Here is a 16258-nt window from a genome sequence, read left to right as displayed (position 1 = left end):
ACTTATAAAACCTCTAGTGAAAGTATAGTTTGATCGTCTTCTTGAACTTGATTATTTGCTTGGATACGAGCTAGTAAATGGTTCAGAGAAAGTGGTTGTGGCTCTGTTTGGAGAAGTTGCCAAAGACCTTCTTGGTTGAGCATAGAGTGGCTACCTGGCGAAAGATTAGCATCTGTTTTTTCGCATTTTAGTAACTCACTAGATACTGATGCTTCAGTAATCCCATCACTAGCTAACAATAAAGTATCTCCAGTCGAAAGATGCAATCTTCCTGACTGTGCTTTCCAAGTGGGTAAGATACCTAAAGGAATGCCACGTACTTTGAGATAGTTGGGTTGCTGGGTTGAGTCAGTTTGGCGAGACCATAGCAGAGGGTAGATATGTCCAGCATTAGCGTAAACTAGTTCTTTAGTACTAGGTGTATAACAAGCTAATACGAGAGTAATAAAACAATTGTTACTAATTAAGTCATTGCACAAAGCATGATTGAGATTTTGGACGATTACATGGGGTTCGGCTGGTGTTTCTTGAGATAACTCGCGTCGCAGTACGGAAATTGCACTAGCCATGAATAAAGCCGCAGGTACACCTTTTCCGGAAACATCACCTACTGCTAACCATAAATCGCCTTTGGGGTGGACAAATACTTCAAAAAAATCGCCTCCCACTTCTCGCGCTGGATAGCAGCAGGCTTGTAACTTTGCCTCTTTGATATCAGGTAAGCTTTGGCGAAGCAGGTTATGTTGAATTTGGCGTGCTACTTCTAATTCGGCGTGAATTTGCTCTTGTTTTTCTTGCAAGCGTTGATAAAGTTTTGCTTGGAAAAGAGCTAAAGCTGCTTGGTCAGCTACACCGGTAATCAATTTAATATCTTCATCTGGCCAAAGATCATCACGTCCTACCTGATACAGTGCAAGTACTGCTAATAGTTGCTGCTGATAGGTAAGCGGCACTACCAAATAGTTACAAAAGTTGCCATCAAAGGTGTCTTGATTGAGTTGGTAATCACGAGTTTCGACAACTTTCTCGAACAGACTATGGTCAAAAGCAAAATTTAAAATAGAAGAATTGGCATCTTGATAAGAGAATTTATCATTTGTTAAGCGATCGCCTTCTACCGGGATCAGCAAGCAACAAGTAGCATCAAAGGTTTGTCCGATGGTGGCAACAATTTTCTGCAACATATTGCCATAATCAAGAGATTCTCGAATTGCTGTTGTCACCTCATTAAACAAAGATTCTCGTCGTAGCGCCCGACGCAACTCTTGGGTGCGTTGTTTAACTAAACGATATGTCTCTGTAGCTTGTTCAACTAGTAACTTGAGCCGTTCAGGATTCCAAGGCTTGGTGATGTATTTGAACACTTGACCGGAGTTGATAGCATCGACCAAATCTTCAACATCAGTAAAGCCAGTTAAAAGAATCCTAATCGTATCGGGAAACCTTTCTACTGTGCGACTGAGAAATTCAGTGCCATTCATTTCTGGCATTCTTTGATCTGAGATGATCACGGCCATCTCACCTTCTTTTTCCAATATGTCCAGCGCACTTAGGGCATGATTGGCTTTAAATACTTGAAAATCTCGCCTAAAAGTGCGGTAGAGTAAATCCAAATTATCTAGCTCATCATCGACAATCATGAGCTTGAGTTTTTCTACCTCTGTCTCAGTCATATTTGACTTTCATTTCCGATACTTGTGTGGCGAGACAATAAAATTTTTATCCCACCCAGTGACCACCTACAAACTAATCAAAAAGCTATCGCCCCATCATAGAAGTTACCTGCTTTGAAGTGAGAAATTTACTCAAAGTTAGCTTCTTCCTCAATTTGTTCCAAGGTTTTTCAATCCTGGAATTACCTTATCCAACCAACCCAGAGCGTAAAGCTCTAACTGCTGCTTGGGTACGGTCATCAGCGCATAGCTTATTCAGAATATTACGGACATGTGTTTTTACAGTCCCAACTGTAATATAAAGTCGTTCAGCTATAACAGCATTGCTACAACCTTCGACAATTAACTGTAACACTTCTAACTCGCGTTCTGTCAGGGTATAAGGGTCAATTATTTCCTCACTTTCCCCAAAGTCTTGATTTTGGGGGATATTTTTACTTTCTTTTGGGACAGTCTCCTGTTTAGGAGAATTCTCTTGTGCCTGTTGTAACACAATTCTGGCGATCGCTGGATCAATCCAGGCGTTGCCATTGTACGTAACTCTGACTGCTTCTAGCAAATTATCAAATTTGATATCTTTCATACAGTAAGAGTCAGCCCCAGCAGCAAAAGCAGCCAGAACGGCTTCTTTATTATCACGAAGTGTTAAAATTAACACCTTTGTGGAATCTTCGCTTGTGGCAATTGCTTTAATTTCTCTGGTCAGCGCAATTCCATCTTTATCTGGTAAACCGATATCGACGATCGCAATATCTGGCTGTAATATTTTTAAAAGTTTTAAGCCTTCCGCAGCATTGCCAGCTTCGCCTAGCACTTCAATTTCATCTCTTTGCTGTAATGCTGTCCGAATCCCAACACGAGTGAGGTCATGATCTTCGATCAAAACAATACGGATTTTACTCATTGTCAACTTCTGCCCGTTAAACTAACTGAACTGTCAAACCGAGTTGATGCACAAATTTGAGTGGATAGTGATGGAAATACACTGATAAAAATTCAATATAGAAGTTTTGCTTAGTAAATTATTAGTAGGATTTTCTTAGATATTTTCACTGGTAAGCAAACTTAAATTTTGGGTTAGAGAAAAGCTAACCTCCTTTTTTATGAGTATACTGGCTGATTTACGACAGATTCATATTTCTCAACTACTTAATTACGATGACCAAATGCGATCGCTAGTAATAATTGCATTTCTATGATGGTTCGTCATGAAACATGACAAATTGATAAACTGATACTCATTAGAAATTTTAATCATAAAAAATTTTGGTATACATTACAACTTGGTTGCGTAATATCCGCCCAGATAAAGCCCTGAAGAACGTTTAACGATGTAATCTGCTAACTCCTATTTGCCCAATATTGCCCAGGCGATTGATTAAAATATTTGATAAACTATCGTTCGAGACAATCTGGTGTGATGTGAGGCTAATTAGAATAGGCTATGTCTAAACCGCCTACAGTATTTTCGGTGCTGGGAATACCAGTTCATGTTATGAGTAATTATCCAGGCTGGTTGCTAGAATGCCTGCAACACAGCAGAGGGACTCATGTAGTGACGCTGAATGCAGAAATGACCATGCAAGCAGAACGAGACAGCGCACTAGCCAAGGTAATTCACGATGCTGAGTTAGTGATACCTGATGGTGCTGGTGTGGTTTTGTATTTGCAGTGGCTGTTTTGGCAAAAGGTTCAACGTTGTCCAGGAATTGAACTAGCAGAAACATTACTGCGAGAACTGGGACAAAAGCAAAAAGGTACAAAAGTCTTTTTTTATGGCGGCGCACCAGGAATAGCGACAAAAGCAGCAGATTATTGGCAGCAGCAAGCCCCAGATTTAAATATAGTCGGTACTCATTCTGGCTATCATTCTCCTGAAGAAGAAGAGATATTACACCAAACACTAACTCAATTACAGCCTCAAGTTATTTTGGTTGGTTTGGGAGTACCACGTCAAGAATTATGGATTGCTCAAAATCGTCATTTATGTCCCCAAGCAATTTGGATTGGTGTTGGTGGTAGTTTTGATATTTGGTCAGGAAGCAAAACCCGCGCTCCGGCTTGGTTAGGTAATAATAATTTGGAATGGCTGTATCGCTTATATAAAGAACCTTGGCGTTGGCGACGGATGTTAGCTTTGCCAGAATTTGCCGTGAAAGCATTTGTTTACCGCTTGACAGCCAAAAGTGCGGTCTAGGGAATAGTAGAGAGTAGGGAATGGGGAGTCGGAAACCTGTATTTCTCTCTTGTGAGAAATACAGGGGTGTGGGAGGTATGGGAGGATGGTGAAGAAGTCTTTCCCTCCACACTCCCCACACTCCCTAATTCATGACTTGCGGATAGTACTGAAAACTTCCAAAAAATTTAATTTTTGCTTTTGAACTTGAGATTCCTGGGGCTGTCCTGGGAATCATTATTTTTAAGAGAATCTTAAATTGAAGTTTTTCGGGTGTTTAGTTCTAAGCAAGTGTATATATTCTGCCAATGAGAACCGTTGTTAAAACTGATCAGCATATTCCTGCAAAGGATAGTACATCTTCCCCACAAAGTAGTAGTAATGCTGCCATTGTGCAGTTACGCTCTGTAACAAAAACATACAACAATGGCTGTCACGGGTTGTTGGATGTGAGTTTAGAGGTGAAACAGAAAGAATTTTTGTTTATTACAGGCCCTAGCGGTTCGGGTAAATCAACACTGTTGAAGCTTTTGTATGGTGAAGAATCGGCTAGTCAGGGAGAGGTAATTGTCAATGATTGCAATGTAACAGATTTGCGGGGCGATCGCTTATCACTGTTGCGGCGACGCATTGGTATTGTATTTCAAGATTACAAACTGATTCCCCAAAGAACAGTAGCTGAGAATGTGACATTTGTACTGCAAGCACAAGGTTTCACTCGCAAAGAAATTCAAAGACGTTTAGAACCGACGTTAAAATTAGTGGGTTTACTTTCCAAAGCCAACTGTTTTCCCGATCAACTTTCGGGGGGAGAACAACAACGGGTGAGTGTTGCACGCGCCATTGTGGGAACACCGCCATTAATTTTGGCTGATGAACCCACAGGAAACCTCGACCCCGATAATTCTTGGCAAGTCATCCAAATTTTGCAAAAGTTAAATTCTTTTGGGGCTACAGTAATTGTGACCACCCACGACGAACAACTTGTGCGGCGGTGCAATCATCCTGTAGTCCAAGTCCGTAACGGTAGATTATCTCGGAAATAATTAACAATCAAAAGTCACAGAAGATTCCAAAAAGAAATTATCCAATTTGTTTACTCAACAAGGACTCTATCTCCCTTATCCTCCTTGTCATCAAAAGAAGGGATATTTTTTCTTAGAAGTTACTCAGCACTCAGCACTCAGTACTCAGCACTCAGCACTTTATCTTGAGATTTTTGAGTTTTGACCTTTAACTTGACTGGTTTCAAAGGAGTGGCTTTGCTGGATGGGAGATTTGGGAGTTTGTCTAGGATTTGTAAACTCTCAAAAGCTGCCTCTCGAATGATAACTTCTTCCTCTTTAGTCAAAAGAAGTTGCAAACATTGGATAACTTCTTGCTGTAATGCTGCATTCACTGGTTGGCGTGTAATAAATTTGGTAATTCGACGTACAGCCAGCAACCGCTTTAAGGGGTCTGCTTCTGTTAAATTGAGTAACAATTGCTCAAAGACATCTTGTTCTTGATTGCGATAACGGCTGAGACTTTGCCAAAGTAGCAAAACTAAAGTTAATAAAGTTCCCAAACCTTGCAAAATTGCGCCAGTGGCTATCCAAGGGCTATGAGAGTCAACCCAGATAGCAGCGGCCATATAAGTGCTAATAGTTGCCAGACCACCAATAGCAACAGCTAAAACTAACCGATGATTTGACCCATTGAGGAATTTTTGAATTTCTCCCCAACGTTGTTGCCAGTTCCATTGTTGGGTTGAGTAGGTAATTAACATTACTCCCACACCAACTATCAAAGCTAATAGCAGTTTCCAGTTCCATAAAAGCATTGCAACGACTATTGTGAGGAAGCCGAGAACACTGCCAGAACTGGAAAAAGGCTTGAAATTTTGCTGCTTGGGACTTCCTGGCGACAACGCTGGAAGCGACCAGTTGGGTATCTGGTTAATTAGTTGCTGCAAAGAAAACGAAGCCTTTGCCACAGTATTTACCTAATTTTGTTAACGAGATTTTCTAATATATCTTTTACCAGGGATTAGGTGCATGATGAAGTTAATATTACTCATTCTTGATAGTCTTGGTGACTGGCCTTAAATACAAAAACGAAAGTCGTCAATGGTGAATTGACCGTCAAAGGCACAGAAGGTAACAGAGTGAATATTGTTGGCTGTCACAGATAATAAGATGTTGGGGGGTACTGCTGAATCGGAATTAGCGAGATTAGCGCCAGGAAGTACGGTTTGACTGAGCAGTTGGCGATCGCTATCATAAGCAGACATTACCAGCCGTTGGGAACTAGTCACATAGGCACTAACATAATTAACTGGATGTACAAAATTAGCTTCCAGAAACCCACCTTTTGGTGAACCCATTAATACTATGAGACCGGAATGGGTAGGAAATGCAGGGTTAGAAGGTTGTATGGCGATTGAATTACGGAAAATTACACCCCAGCGTTCATATTGTGTTTCCACCGATTCAAAACACTTTAAATCTTCTAAGTTTAAACAAACACAAATAGGAACATCTACTTTGGAGGTTTCTAGAGTTTCTGCTAACTGTCCCCGCCAAGCAGAAGCTATATGCACGTCACAGTTTTCTAATACGTCTTTAAAATCTGCCAACGCTGGTGCTTTATTCGATTGAAGAGTAGCCTGCTTTACCACAACGCCCCGCCTTACCATTACCTAGAGAACGATTTAGATAAGTAATTATATCTAAAGCTGTTTTTTCTAAATCCAGAATCGTTGCTAATCTTAGGTATTTCAACTATTCTGGACGCTCAAAACTTTACGTGAGTTTTCTGATAGATTACCATAAAAAACTAATGTCTTTTATATCACCAAAGTAATACAGGCTACTTCACAAAAGCCTTGTGCAACAGTATTTACAGGCAAATACCCTGCAAGTCAAAGACAAAAAAATTACTGAATCTTCACACGTAAGCCAGTAATTTTACATCTACTTAATCTGGCGGAGGCTAGAGGTGGAAAAATTGCGGGTTTGCTAAAAGTAGCAATGGATAATTTTCTGTAAATCTCCTAAAAGTACGGCGTGTTTGGGGTGAAAACATTTCTAACAGCAATTACTTAGCTAAAACACAAACATTGTCTGTTAAGAATGGGTGTAAGGGTTTTTAACACATACCAAATGAACGGCATATATATATGTTTCAACCACAGGGTTTTGAACAACGGTCAATTACAACTTCTCTAGGGAGAATAGTATATTACACTACCGCAGGGTCACTTTGGCAAGGAAGTGCGATCGCCCAAGAAGCCAAGGAAACTTTAGTATTTCTACATGGTTTTGGTGGTGGATCTTCGGCTTATGAGTGGTCGAAGGTTTACCCAGCTTTTGCTAGTGAATATCGGATTTTGGCACCAGATTTAATTGGATGGGGTAAATCAGAACATCCAGCACGAAATTACCAAATTGAAGATTATTTAACGACGATTCGGGAATTTTTGCAGCAAACTTGTACAGAAGCAGTCACAGTGATTGCTTCTTCTTTGACCGCCGCATTGACAATTCGAGTTGCGATCGCTCATCCTGAATTATTCAAGTCTTTAATTCTCACCACACCCGCCGGACTATCTGATTTTGGCGAAGACTACTCCCGCAGTTTTTTTGCTCAGTTAGTCAGTGTACCGATCATTGACCGCTTGCTTTACAGTACTGGTATTGCGACAGAAGCAGGAATCCGCAGTTTTTTAGAGCAGAGACAATTTGCCCAGGCTAATCGAGTCTATCAAGAAATTGTTGAAGCTTATCTTCAATCTGCCCAGCAGCCCAATGCGGAATATGCTGCACTTTCTTTTGTGCGTGGTGATTTGTGTTTTGATTTATCCCTGGACATTGAAAAGCTGACCACTCCGACTGCGATTATTTGGGGTGAAAAATCCCAATTTACTGGCCCCGAAATTGGTCGTCGTTTAGCAGAGAAAAACCCCCAAGCAATTCGTGTGTTTCAACAATTAGAAGATGTGGGATTAACACCCCAGTTGGAACTACCAGCCGTCACTATTGGATTAATTCGCCAGTTTTTGCCTTTAGTCAATGGTCAATGAAGAGTGCTGAGTTGAAAGTGCTGAGTGCTGAGTTAGGATAGCGCCTGTGGCGCTAATATAGCAGAAGGCAGAAGGTAGCAGGAAAAGTCTTACTATACCTTGCATTCAAGCTTTCAAACTGTCCTAACATATCTGACCTAACGCTATAAGTAGAGATGCTTTTAACTACTCAGTACTCAGCACTGGAAATAATTTCACACTTCAATTATTTATTCTCTACGCGGACATCAATTACAGTGGCATTGAAGTTGTAGTTATAACCTTCTAATTCAAAAGGCATACCGATTTTGACTTTGCTGTTACCTAAAACTGGGCCATTTTCCGTGACTTGCGCTTTACCTTCCAGGGTTAACAGCATATCTGTGCTGTAATTGTTCTTTCTAGGATCTTTGACTTCCTTAACTGAACCATCTGGTTGGGTAGCAGTGATTGTTCTCTCTAGTACTTCAATAGATTTAATCCCAATTTGACCGTAAGGCTGATTACGGATAATGACGTTTGTTTTACCACCTTTCTTAAATCCACTTTCAAATAAGCGTTCTGGGTCGCGGACATTCAAACCCCGCACGGCTAAATCTACCTCAATGGGTACGGTTTTTGAACCAACTTGAGCAACAGAACCGGAGGTTCCCGGAAAAAAGAAGATACCAACTATAACTAGCAGAATTACAAGTGCAGCGCCTACATCGAGAATATTAACTTTACCGAACAAGCGACCTTTGGAATCAAAAATAGCCATAAAAACTTTTCCTAAATACAAACAAAGTATTTGATTGTAGCAACAAAGTTAATCAGGAACATGACAATTTCCCGACAGAGGTATGACTGAAAGATGGCTAGGTCTTTGAGTCTGGCGACAGTGTATCACGAGTTGAAAAAATCGGTGTGAAGTCGGCACATCCTTTACATTAGGACTTACAAAAATCAAGGTTTGGGTGAGGGTGAAGGAAGGGGTATAGGGGTGTAAGGGTGTAGATAAATCCTTCTAGAGATAATTTGGGCGATCGCATCCGTAGTCATAAGATCAAAATGCAACTTCAATCGCAGTAACTCCGTCTTGTATTTTGTCCTGTGATTTTTGCTTGTCCCGAAATTATTATCAGAAATGCTTATGATGGCTTGGAAAGGTTTTGCAGCAAATTACCGTCGCTGGCGGCGTAGTTGGTTATATCCCATAATTTCGGTGGTAGTCGCCCTCAGTTTGTGTCTGAGTACACCCTCACCTGGACGGGCTGTAGATTTATTACCACTGTTGTTCCAAGGAGCGCAAATACTACAGCTTTCTAATATATCCGCTAACCAAGAAGTAGAACTTGGCAAACAGATGAATGATGAACTCAAGAATGGGGAAATTCGTTTGTACAAAAATGAAGCGGTGAATCGTTATGTGCAGGAAATTGGTCAAAGATTAGTAGCTTATAGCGATCGCCCCAATCTTCCTTTTACCTTTCAGGTGGTAGAAGATAATGCTGTGAATGCTTTTGCCACTACTGGGGGTTTTGTTTATATCAACACGGGTTTATTAAAAACAGCCGACAATGAAGCCGAACTAGCTAGTGTGATGGCTCATGAAATTGGTCACATTGGTGGGAAACACTTAGTTAAACAAATGCAGCAAAGGGCTGTGGCGAGTGGTTTAGCTACAGTAGCAGGTTTAGACCGTAATCAAGCTGTGGCTATTGGTGTGGACTTAGCCCTCAACCGTCCTCGCAGTCGTCAAGATGAGTTTGACGCAGATAGAAGAGGTTTAAGAACTTTAACAAGAGCTGGTTATGCTCAATCTGGTATGGTTTCCTTTATGCAAAAGCTACTCAAAAGTGGTTCTGGGCCAACTTTCTTGAGTACGCACCCGGCTACTAGCGATCGCATCACTAATCTTAAACGCGCAATTAATGCTCAACCCAGTAGTGGGCGTGACGGTTTAGATAATGCTGCTTATCGAGCTAGAATTCGACCATTACTTTAGTTTGATTTCACTGTGCCAAATCTACAACCAAAACCTATGCTCGCTGCGGCTGGCGGCGAGCTTTGATTTGGGAAGGTTCCACTGTCATCACCCCATCTTCTAGCGGCAAGGTACGCTGGGTATTTTGAAATACATTTACTTGATAAATTAAATGATTGGTAACATCAAATCCAGTTAACCAACCACTACGAGGATGATAAGCTCCGGTATCGATATCTAGCCATCCTCTACCTTCGGCTAGTTTACCAGGTGTGACGTTAGGTAAAGTAAAAGTTATAGTATGTCCAACAATAATGAGCTTATCAGGAAAATAAGGCTTTTCCATACTGTGAAATTCATCTCTAATCCAGCAGAACTGCTCGGCAGTTTGTTCGGCTAGAGGCAGATTCGGGTCTAATCCGGCATGAGTTAACCAAATATCACCCAAATCTAAATAGGTGGGTAGGGATTGAAACCACTCTAAATGGTCTTGGGGAATAGTGGATGCTTGGTAACTGCTGAGAGTTGCTTGTCCACCGCTATACAACCAAGCTTGCATGGCTGGGGCGGGAATATTTTTCTGAGTAAGAATATTCAATAACATCTGCTCGTGATTACCTAGCAGACAGGGATAATTGTTTTGTCGGACAAAATTCACGACATGGTAACTGTGGGGGCCACGATCAATTAAGTCGCCGAGAAAATAAACTTGATCATCTGATGTGGGTGCGATCGCTTCTAACAAAGTCATTAAACCTTCATAATGACCATGCACATCCCCAATAACTATGCGACGTTTCCTAGTTCTACTCATCTGAATTTAGCTGAAATGAAATTAGTTTAATATTTTTGCTACACTATAACCGCAGGTTATTCCGTAAATAAAGATAAATATTACTTGAGTAAATTTAAATTTTATTTAAAGTTTTATCTGCACCAAAAATCATCAATTTACTTACACACCCTAACCTAAAATTTAGGCTGTAACTTTAATTTTAGTTTGCCCAATGTCTGAACAATTTTCTCCTGAAATTAGCACACGCATCTGTAATCACATGAACGAAGATCATGGTGATGCTGTGCTTTTGTATGCCAAAGTATTTGGTAATATCACTGAGGCAATATCAGCCAAAATGTTAGCAATTGATTCACAAGGGATGGATTTAAGCGCCCAATTCAATGAAGAATCCATTCCAGTGCGTATCCAATTTGACCATATTCTAGCTGATGCGGAAGATGCCCACCAAACTTTAATTGCGATGGTTAAGCAGGCGCGGGTGAGGGGATGAGGGGTTAGAGTTTTCAGTTATTTAGAAAGGAGAGAAGGGAGACAAGGTGGACAAGGGAGAGGAATTAGCTTGGATTTTTTGAACCATCAAGATAATTTCCTACTCGGTTTGTAATAACCAAAAACCACTGTAAGTCATGCCAGAATCATCGGGTTGAATTAATAAAAAGTGCAATCCTTGGCTTTGTTGTTTACGTTGTTCATAAATTTTAGCGGCGGCGGCTACTTCTGCATCTTCAAAGGTGGCTAATACCCATCTATCTACTAAACCGGCTTCTAAAATTAAGCCATCGGGCGCACCTGGGATGTAGTTCAAGGCTACAGGATGTATTGTGGCTAACCAACGTGCTAAACGCATAGATTGTCTGCCACCATAAATGACTACACCCGGAACGGGTATTGTGGAAGCTAAACCCAGATTTATCGGTTTAAGAAATTCTGGCATAGATAAAATCGGAATGGGGCGATCGCCAAATTCTATTTCTAAATCCCCAGCCGCTAAAGTTGCAAAGCGCCACTGTTCACCCCAGAGATTTTCCGGTAATGGTAAGGGTGCGGGTTTTTCTAAACTAAAATCAGAATGTCTTTCTTTTAACCACTGTTTTAATGCTAAAGTCCGGCGAGTTGCTTCTACTGCAACACCTAAATTGCGTCCGGCTGTTTCGATTAAACTCAACGACTGGGGACGAAAAACTTGAATCACATCTGGTAATTCTGCACCTGCGGCTTGTTGAATTTGACTAGTCAGCCAATTGGAATTAGCTTCTGACTGCAAACAAGTAGCTGTATACTCAAAACTGCGATTTGGCTCGCAAATCAAAAATTCCCATAAAATTTGTCCAGATATATCTTGTTGTGAACTCCGATAAAAATCAGCTTGCCAAATTTTCATAACTAGTTTTATTTTGATTTGCGATTTCTATTTACCCACTGCACAGCTTCAATCGCAGAGGTAAAACGCATAGACACTTTAGAAACATACACTTCCCCTGTACTGGGATTAGTTGCTTTCAGGAACTGCATAGGTTGTACGTTAATTTTATTAACAACCCTGAGTAATTGGTATTCTTCCCAAGAGTCAATTTCAACTGCATTCATTTTGTCTAATAAAGGTCGCCAGTCAAAATTATTGATTCGCTGGCGCTTGGGTTCTAAATCAATTTGACCGTGGTTTGCATACAATCTATAACCATCTTTAAATGTTATAGCAGGAGTATTTTCAGCATGAATATGATTGTCTTGATCAATCAATATTTGAGTAGGGCGATTGGAGATAATAGCGACATTCTGAAATAAGAAAGTCCAACCACAATTTATGACAAATTCTTCTAAAACTGCTATTTGCTCTTGCAGTTGATGGTAATTGAAAGTGTGAACACAAAAGTCAAAATAACTGCTACCAGCAATTAAACTTTCAGGTTTATAACATGAGGCAAATATCTCTTTAATCGGTCTGTGATAGCTATTAACAACCTGTTGGGAGAAAATATTTATCCACTTGTTTTCTAACTGGCGTTGCAGTAAATTAGCATACTCTTGTGCTAGATGGTTTTCAAAAGCTGACTGTAAATCTCTTTGTAGATCAATAGGTAGCTGTGTGAAGAGTTTTAATTGTAAATTATTGTATATTTTTCTCCATTCGGAACTACTGATAGGATTACCCAGGGTTGAATAAGAATCAGCTTGCCGTAAATTCCAGATGTACTCAAATACGGCATTAGGACTATCAACAATGATGATTTCGGGGTGGTTGAGTCCAAGTGCAGTATAGATTGCTTGAACTGCGTTCATAGCCTGGTGTTGGTTGATGGGTTCTCTGGATAAACCAAGGTGTTGCCATTTTTCTCGATATTGGGAAATTAATGCACGTTGTTCTGGTGTTAGGCGATCGGCAGACATAGTTAGGATGTAATGTAGTTGCGATTGTGATGTTGTGCCTCTAAAAAAAAAGGGGTGGATAGCCCACCCCTCTATTGAACCAGGAAAATTACAATTCTTTTCAGACTTTAAAACAGAACCTTGGCCAAAATTGGTTCAACACGGGCAGCAATTTCTGGGACATACACCTGAGAAACGTAGTCAGCAATCATTCGATCTGTATTAAACAGTGGTGCATTGGTCTTAATGGATGCTTTCATCATTTGTATCCAACGATGAGGAATACCTTGAGCATCTTGGTCGTAGTATAGGGGAACAATCTCAGATTCTAAAAGCTGATACAGTGACTGCGAATCGATGCGGTCTTGCAATTCTTGATCGCTTGTGTGAGCATCTTCACCAATAGCCCAACCGTTAATTCCTTTGCCATTTGCGTCAGCTTGGTAGCCTTCACACCACCAACCATCCAAGACGCTGCAATTCAACCCGCCATTAAAGCATACTTTCTGTCCACTTGTCCCGGATGCTTCTAGAGGACGGCGGGGGTTATTTAACCATACATCAACGCCTTGAACGAGTTTTTGTCCGGTGTAAATGTCGTAGTCTTCAATAAAGGCAACACGGTGAATAATACCGGAATTACGACACCACTCCATCAAACGTTGAATGATGCGTTTACCTTCTTCATCGGCTGGGTGTGCTTTGCCTGCAAAGATAATCTGGACTGGATGTTGGGCATTACCAAAAATCTTCACAGCCCGTTCGGCATCGCGTAAAATCAAATCACCACGTTTATAAGGGCTAAAGCGCCGCGCAAAGCCAATGGTTAATATATTTGGGTCAAGTAAACTATTAACGGCTTGAATATTTTGATAATCTTCACCGCGCTGTTCCCGTGACTTTTTGACTTTATAACGAGTGTAGGCAATCAGTCTTTCTTTGAGAATTTGATGTCTCGCCCAGAGTTCATCATTGGGAATGTCGTCAACTTTCGCCCACATTTGGGGATCGATGGCGCGAGTTTTCCAATCTTTACCTAAATATTGGTCATATAAGTCTGCGAGTAAAGGTGCAGTCCAGGTGGGTGCATGAACACCGTTGGTAATGTAACCAATGGGGACTGTATCTTCTGTATATTGTGGGTAGAGAACAGTCCACATTTTGCGGGAGACTTTGCCGTGCAATTCACTTACACCGTTGCAAGCACGACACATCCGCAATGCTAAAACTGTCATCCCAAATGGTTCCCAAGGATCACCCAGTCGTCTAGCACCCAAGGCTAAAAATTGTTCGCGGGATAGTCCTAATTGCGGCCAGTACTGAGCAAAATAAGAGTCAATTAAGTCGGGAGAGAAAACATCATGACCAGCGGGAACAGGTGTGTGGGTGGTAAAGACACAGCTTTTCTTAACGCTGGCTTCTATGTCGTAGAAGGATTTGCCAGTGCGTTCAATTTCTTGGCGGGCAATTTCTAGGGTACAAAAGGCGGCGTGTCCTTCATTGAGGTGATGTACGGAGGGTTTGATTCCCAAGGCGGTTAAAGCCCTGACTCCACCAATACCTAAGACGACTTCTTGGGCGATGCGGGTTTCTAAGTTACCGCCATACAAGTGGCCTGTTAGCCAACGGTCAACGGGATCGTTGTCTGGGCGATCGCTATCTAGTAAATATAGAGTTACACGCCCGACTTGTACTCGCCAAATTTGTACTTGCACTTGGCGTTGGCGAACTTCTATCTGGATGGTGAGTGGTTCCCCTTGCTCGTTTTTAATTAACTCTAGGGGCATTTTGTGGAAGGGGTTATCCAAATAATAATCTTCTTGCCAACCGTGGCGGTTTAAGCGTTGACGAAAGTAACCTTGGCGATACAGTAAACCCACACCTACCATCGGTACACCCAAATCTGATGATGATTTCAGATGATCCCCGGCTAAAATACCCAAGCCGCCAGAGTAAACAGGTAGGGATTCATGGATACCAAATTCGGCGCAAAAATAAGCAATGGGATGTTCTGCCGAAACTTGCGGTGCAACTCGACTCACCCAAGTATCTTGCTGTGCCATATACTGGTCAAATTCTCGCACTAAGGCAGAAATCTGCTTCAGGTAAAGGGGATCTTCTGCTAACTGAGTCAGACGTTCGTAACTGGCTGACTCTAAAATTGCCACTGGGTTATGCCCACAAAGTTCCCATTCTTGGGGATCAATGGTTTGAAATAAGGATATGCGATCGCTACTCCAACTCCACCAATAGTTATAAGCTAAATCTGCTAAACGTTTGAGGGGAAAAGGCATTTTTTCGCTTAAATGTAGCGATGCGGTCATTACACTGCTGTTAGCCATACAAGTCCAAACTCTCTGTTAATTTTTTGCGATTTTTATCTATCATTTGCTGCCACAAAATTACCTTCAGGTTGATTCCGCCGGAGTCTTCATTTTGTGAATTCTCCCCTGAAGATGAAGCAGCTTTTGCCATCAATGCTCTGTCAAAATTAATGATTCTTCTGCGCTTACGTTTTTTGTATTATCTCTGTATTTAATAACTTCTGCCCATCAATTTGCATCACTTTTATTTACAATAGTTTCCGTATTATTAATTTTTGTTTACTAGCCACTTGTAATGTTTAAGAAAAGCCAAAGAGAGATAAATAAATTATTAAAAATCTCCCTGCTGATTAATCCTTCACTGTATGAGCCAGTAGTACTGTAAAAATATAAAATAAAATGTGTACAGCGTTTTTTGGTTGATTACAGTAAAAGTAGATAGGAATCAGAGGCGCTTAAGCTAAAGAAGTGAAAACCACCTATTCAAACGAACGTAAAACTAATGGTTTTGAAGTCTGCTTTCGTAGACTTTGCTTGTTTGCAAGATGAACCGCGATTTTAATCTTCAGGTGCAAGATAGGAAAAACTGAGGTATGAAAAATGTAAAAATAAAATTAATATGCCAACAAATTTTCCATTGATAATCATTAAATTTATTGTGGCAATATAAAGTAACAAATGAAGGAAAAGTGATTATTCCTGAAGAATTACTAAAAGCATCTGGTTGGGAAATTGGACAGGAATTAATAGCAATTAATATGGGTGATAGGATTCTTATTAAACCTAAGAAACCTTTTGCAGAAACTACATTGAAAGATGTTGCAGGCTGCTTAAAATATCAAGGTACACCCAAATCTTTAGAAGATATGAATGATGCCATAATGCAAAATATGTAATTATGCGATCGCGCC

Annotated in this window: 16 protein-coding genes; 6 read left to right on the top strand and 10 right to left on the bottom strand. The window is 40.8% G+C overall.

All coding sequences use genetic code 11. The annotated features are described in order from the left end of the window. Window positions 1-2: 2 nt before the first annotated feature. Window positions 3-1673, bottom strand: a complete 1671-nt coding sequence (locus H6G75_RS12750) for a SpoIIE family protein phosphatase (protein ID WP_190980405.1) — start codon at window positions 1671-1673, stop codon at window positions 3-5. Window positions 1674-1860: 187 nt separating this feature from the next. Then, window positions 1861-2577 (bottom strand): response regulator transcription factor, encoded by a 717-nt coding sequence (locus H6G75_RS12745; protein WP_190980403.1) that lies wholly within the window; start codon window positions 2575-2577, stop codon window positions 1861-1863. A gap of 540 nt (window positions 2578-3117) precedes the next feature. On the opposite strand from H6G75_RS12745, the gene H6G75_RS12740 reads away from it, so the two are divergent. Beyond that, window positions 3118-3870, top strand: coding sequence for a WecB/TagA/CpsF family glycosyltransferase (locus tag H6G75_RS12740; RefSeq protein ID WP_190980401.1), 753 nt, complete (start codon window positions 3118-3120; stop codon window positions 3868-3870). Window positions 3871-4157: 287 nt separating this feature from the next. Next, window positions 4158-4895 carry a cell division ATP-binding protein FtsE gene (gene ftsE, locus H6G75_RS12735; RefSeq protein ID WP_190980399.1) on the top strand — a complete coding sequence of 246 codons (738 nt, stop codon included), beginning with the start codon at window positions 4158-4160 and terminating at the stop codon, window positions 4893-4895. A 137-nt stretch (window positions 4896-5032) separates the two neighbouring features. Here the strand turns inward: ftsE and H6G75_RS12730 are convergent, their stop codons facing one another. Both H6G75_RS12730 and H6G75_RS12725 read right to left on the bottom strand, forming a co-directional pair. Beyond that, window positions 5033-5824 (bottom strand): hypothetical protein, encoded by a 792-nt coding sequence (locus H6G75_RS12730; RefSeq protein WP_190980397.1) that lies wholly within the window; start codon window positions 5822-5824, stop codon window positions 5033-5035. A 108-nt stretch (window positions 5825-5932) separates the two neighbouring features. Further along, window positions 5933-6526 (bottom strand): hypothetical protein, encoded by a 594-nt coding sequence (locus H6G75_RS12725; RefSeq protein ID WP_190980395.1) that lies wholly within the window; start codon window positions 6524-6526, stop codon window positions 5933-5935. Between the two features lie 483 nt (window positions 6527-7009). Here H6G75_RS12725 and H6G75_RS12720 point away from each other — a divergent pair, with 483 nt between their 5' ends. After that, on the top strand, window positions 7010-7912 hold the full coding sequence (locus H6G75_RS12720) for an alpha/beta fold hydrolase (RefSeq protein WP_190980393.1): 903 nt from the start codon (window positions 7010-7012) through the stop codon (window positions 7910-7912). 205 nt (window positions 7913-8117) lie between these two features. On the opposite strand, the gene H6G75_RS12715 is transcribed toward H6G75_RS12720, so the two are convergent. Next, a complete protein-coding gene (locus H6G75_RS12715) occupies window positions 8118-8651 on the bottom strand; it encodes a DUF4330 domain-containing protein (protein WP_190594538.1) in 534 nt (177 codons plus the stop codon). 372 nt (window positions 8652-9023) lie between these two features. Here H6G75_RS12715 and H6G75_RS12710 point away from each other — a divergent pair, with 372 nt between their 5' ends. Next, window positions 9024-9878: a M48 family metallopeptidase gene (locus H6G75_RS12710; RefSeq protein WP_190980391.1), complete on the top strand. Its 855-nt coding sequence runs from the start codon at window positions 9024-9026 to the stop codon at window positions 9876-9878. A 34-nt stretch (window positions 9879-9912) separates the two neighbouring features. Here H6G75_RS12710 and H6G75_RS12705 read toward each other — a convergent pair whose 3' ends face one another. After that, a complete protein-coding gene (locus H6G75_RS12705) occupies window positions 9913-10671 on the bottom strand; it encodes a metallophosphoesterase family protein (protein ID WP_190980389.1) in 759 nt (252 codons plus the stop codon). Between the two features lie 193 nt (window positions 10672-10864). On the opposite strand from H6G75_RS12705, the gene H6G75_RS12700 reads away from it, so the two are divergent. Beyond that, window positions 10865-11146, top strand: a complete 282-nt coding sequence (locus H6G75_RS12700; protein ID WP_190980387.1) for a DUF2470 domain-containing protein — start codon at window positions 10865-10867, stop codon at window positions 11144-11146. A gap of 99 nt (window positions 11147-11245) precedes the next feature. Here the strand turns inward: H6G75_RS12700 and H6G75_RS12695 are convergent, their stop codons facing one another. The 4 genes from H6G75_RS12695 to H6G75_RS12680 all read right to left on the bottom strand — a co-directional run bounded on the left by H6G75_RS12695 (window position 11246) and on the right by H6G75_RS12680 (window position 15498). Then, window positions 11246-12037 carry a Tab2/Atab2 family RNA-binding protein gene (locus H6G75_RS12695; RefSeq protein WP_190980385.1) on the bottom strand — a complete coding sequence of 264 codons (792 nt, stop codon included), beginning with the start codon at window positions 12035-12037 and terminating at the stop codon, window positions 11246-11248. An 8-nt stretch (window positions 12038-12045) separates the two neighbouring features. Continuing rightward, entirely contained in the window at window positions 12046-13044 is a 999-nt protein-coding gene (locus H6G75_RS12690; RefSeq protein WP_190980383.1) for a DUF6745 domain-containing protein, read from the bottom strand. Between the two features lie 107 nt (window positions 13045-13151). Continuing rightward, the gene (gene glgP / locus H6G75_RS12685; protein WP_190980381.1) at window positions 13152-15365 is read right to left on the bottom strand and encodes an alpha-glucan family phosphorylase; all 2214 of its coding nucleotides are present in this window, start codon (window positions 15363-15365) and stop codon (window positions 13152-13154) included. Next, the gene (locus H6G75_RS12680; protein ID WP_190980379.1) at window positions 15358-15498 is read right to left on the bottom strand and encodes a hypothetical protein; all 141 of its coding nucleotides are present in this window, start codon (window positions 15496-15498) and stop codon (window positions 15358-15360) included. The genes glgP and H6G75_RS12680 overlap by 8 nt, the downstream gene beginning before the upstream one ends. Window positions 15499-16003: 505 nt before the next feature. On the opposite strand from H6G75_RS12680, the gene H6G75_RS12675 reads away from it, so the two are divergent. Continuing rightward, on the top strand, window positions 16004-16243 hold the full coding sequence (locus H6G75_RS12675; protein ID WP_190980377.1) for an AbrB/MazE/SpoVT family DNA-binding domain-containing protein: 240 nt from the start codon (window positions 16004-16006) through the stop codon (window positions 16241-16243). Window positions 16244-16258: the final 15 nt, after the last annotated feature.

Source organism: Nostoc sp. FACHB-280 (assembly GCF_014697615.1).
Lineage (GTDB): Bacteria > Cyanobacteriota > Cyanobacteriia > Cyanobacteriales > Nostocaceae > Nostoc_B.
The sequence above is the reverse complement of the archived record's forward strand: the minus strand, read 5'-3'. Positions and strand labels throughout refer to the sequence as shown.

Bases quoted from the DNA above. Each gene is read 5' to 3' on its own strand.
- H6G75_RS12750 (WP_190980405.1), bottom strand. From the start codon at position 1,673: ATGACTGAGACAGAGGTAGAAAAACTCAAGCTCATGATTGTCGATGAT.
- H6G75_RS12745 (WP_190980403.1), bottom strand. From the start codon at position 2,577: ATGAGTAAAATCCGTATTGTTTTGATCGAAGATCATGACCTCACTCGT.
- H6G75_RS12740 (WP_190980401.1), top strand. From the start codon at position 3,118: ATGTCTAAACCGCCTACAGTATTTTCGGTGCTGGGAATACCAGTTCAT.
- ftsE (WP_190980399.1), top strand. From the start codon at position 4,158: ATGAGAACCGTTGTTAAAACTGATCAGCATATTCCTGCAAAGGATAGT.
- H6G75_RS12725 (WP_190980395.1), bottom strand. From the start codon at position 6,526: ATGGTAAGGCGGGGCGTTGTGGTAAAGCAGGCTACTCTTCAATCGAAT.
- H6G75_RS12720 (WP_190980393.1), top strand. From the start codon at position 7,010: ATGTTTCAACCACAGGGTTTTGAACAACGGTCAATTACAACTTCTCTA.
- H6G75_RS12715 (WP_190594538.1), bottom strand. From the start codon at position 8,651: ATGGCTATTTTTGATTCCAAAGGTCGCTTGTTCGGTAAAGTTAATATT.
- H6G75_RS12710 (WP_190980391.1), top strand. From the start codon at position 9,024: ATGATGGCTTGGAAAGGTTTTGCAGCAAATTACCGTCGCTGGCGGCGT.
- H6G75_RS12705 (WP_190980389.1), bottom strand. From the start codon at position 10,671: ATGAGTAGAACTAGGAAACGTCGCATAGTTATTGGGGATGTGCATGGT.
- H6G75_RS12700 (WP_190980387.1), top strand. From the start codon at position 10,865: ATGTCTGAACAATTTTCTCCTGAAATTAGCACACGCATCTGTAATCAC.
- H6G75_RS12695 (WP_190980385.1), bottom strand. From the start codon at position 12,037: ATGAAAATTTGGCAAGCTGATTTTTATCGGAGTTCACAACAAGATATA.
- H6G75_RS12690 (WP_190980383.1), bottom strand. From the start codon at position 13,044: ATGTCTGCCGATCGCCTAACACCAGAACAACGTGCATTAATTTCCCAA.
- glgP (WP_190980381.1), bottom strand. From the start codon at position 15,365: ATGGCTAACAGCAGTGTAATGACCGCATCGCTACATTTAAGCGAAAAA.
- H6G75_RS12680 (WP_190980379.1), bottom strand. From the start codon at position 15,498: ATGGCAAAAGCTGCTTCATCTTCAGGGGAGAATTCACAAAATGAAGAC.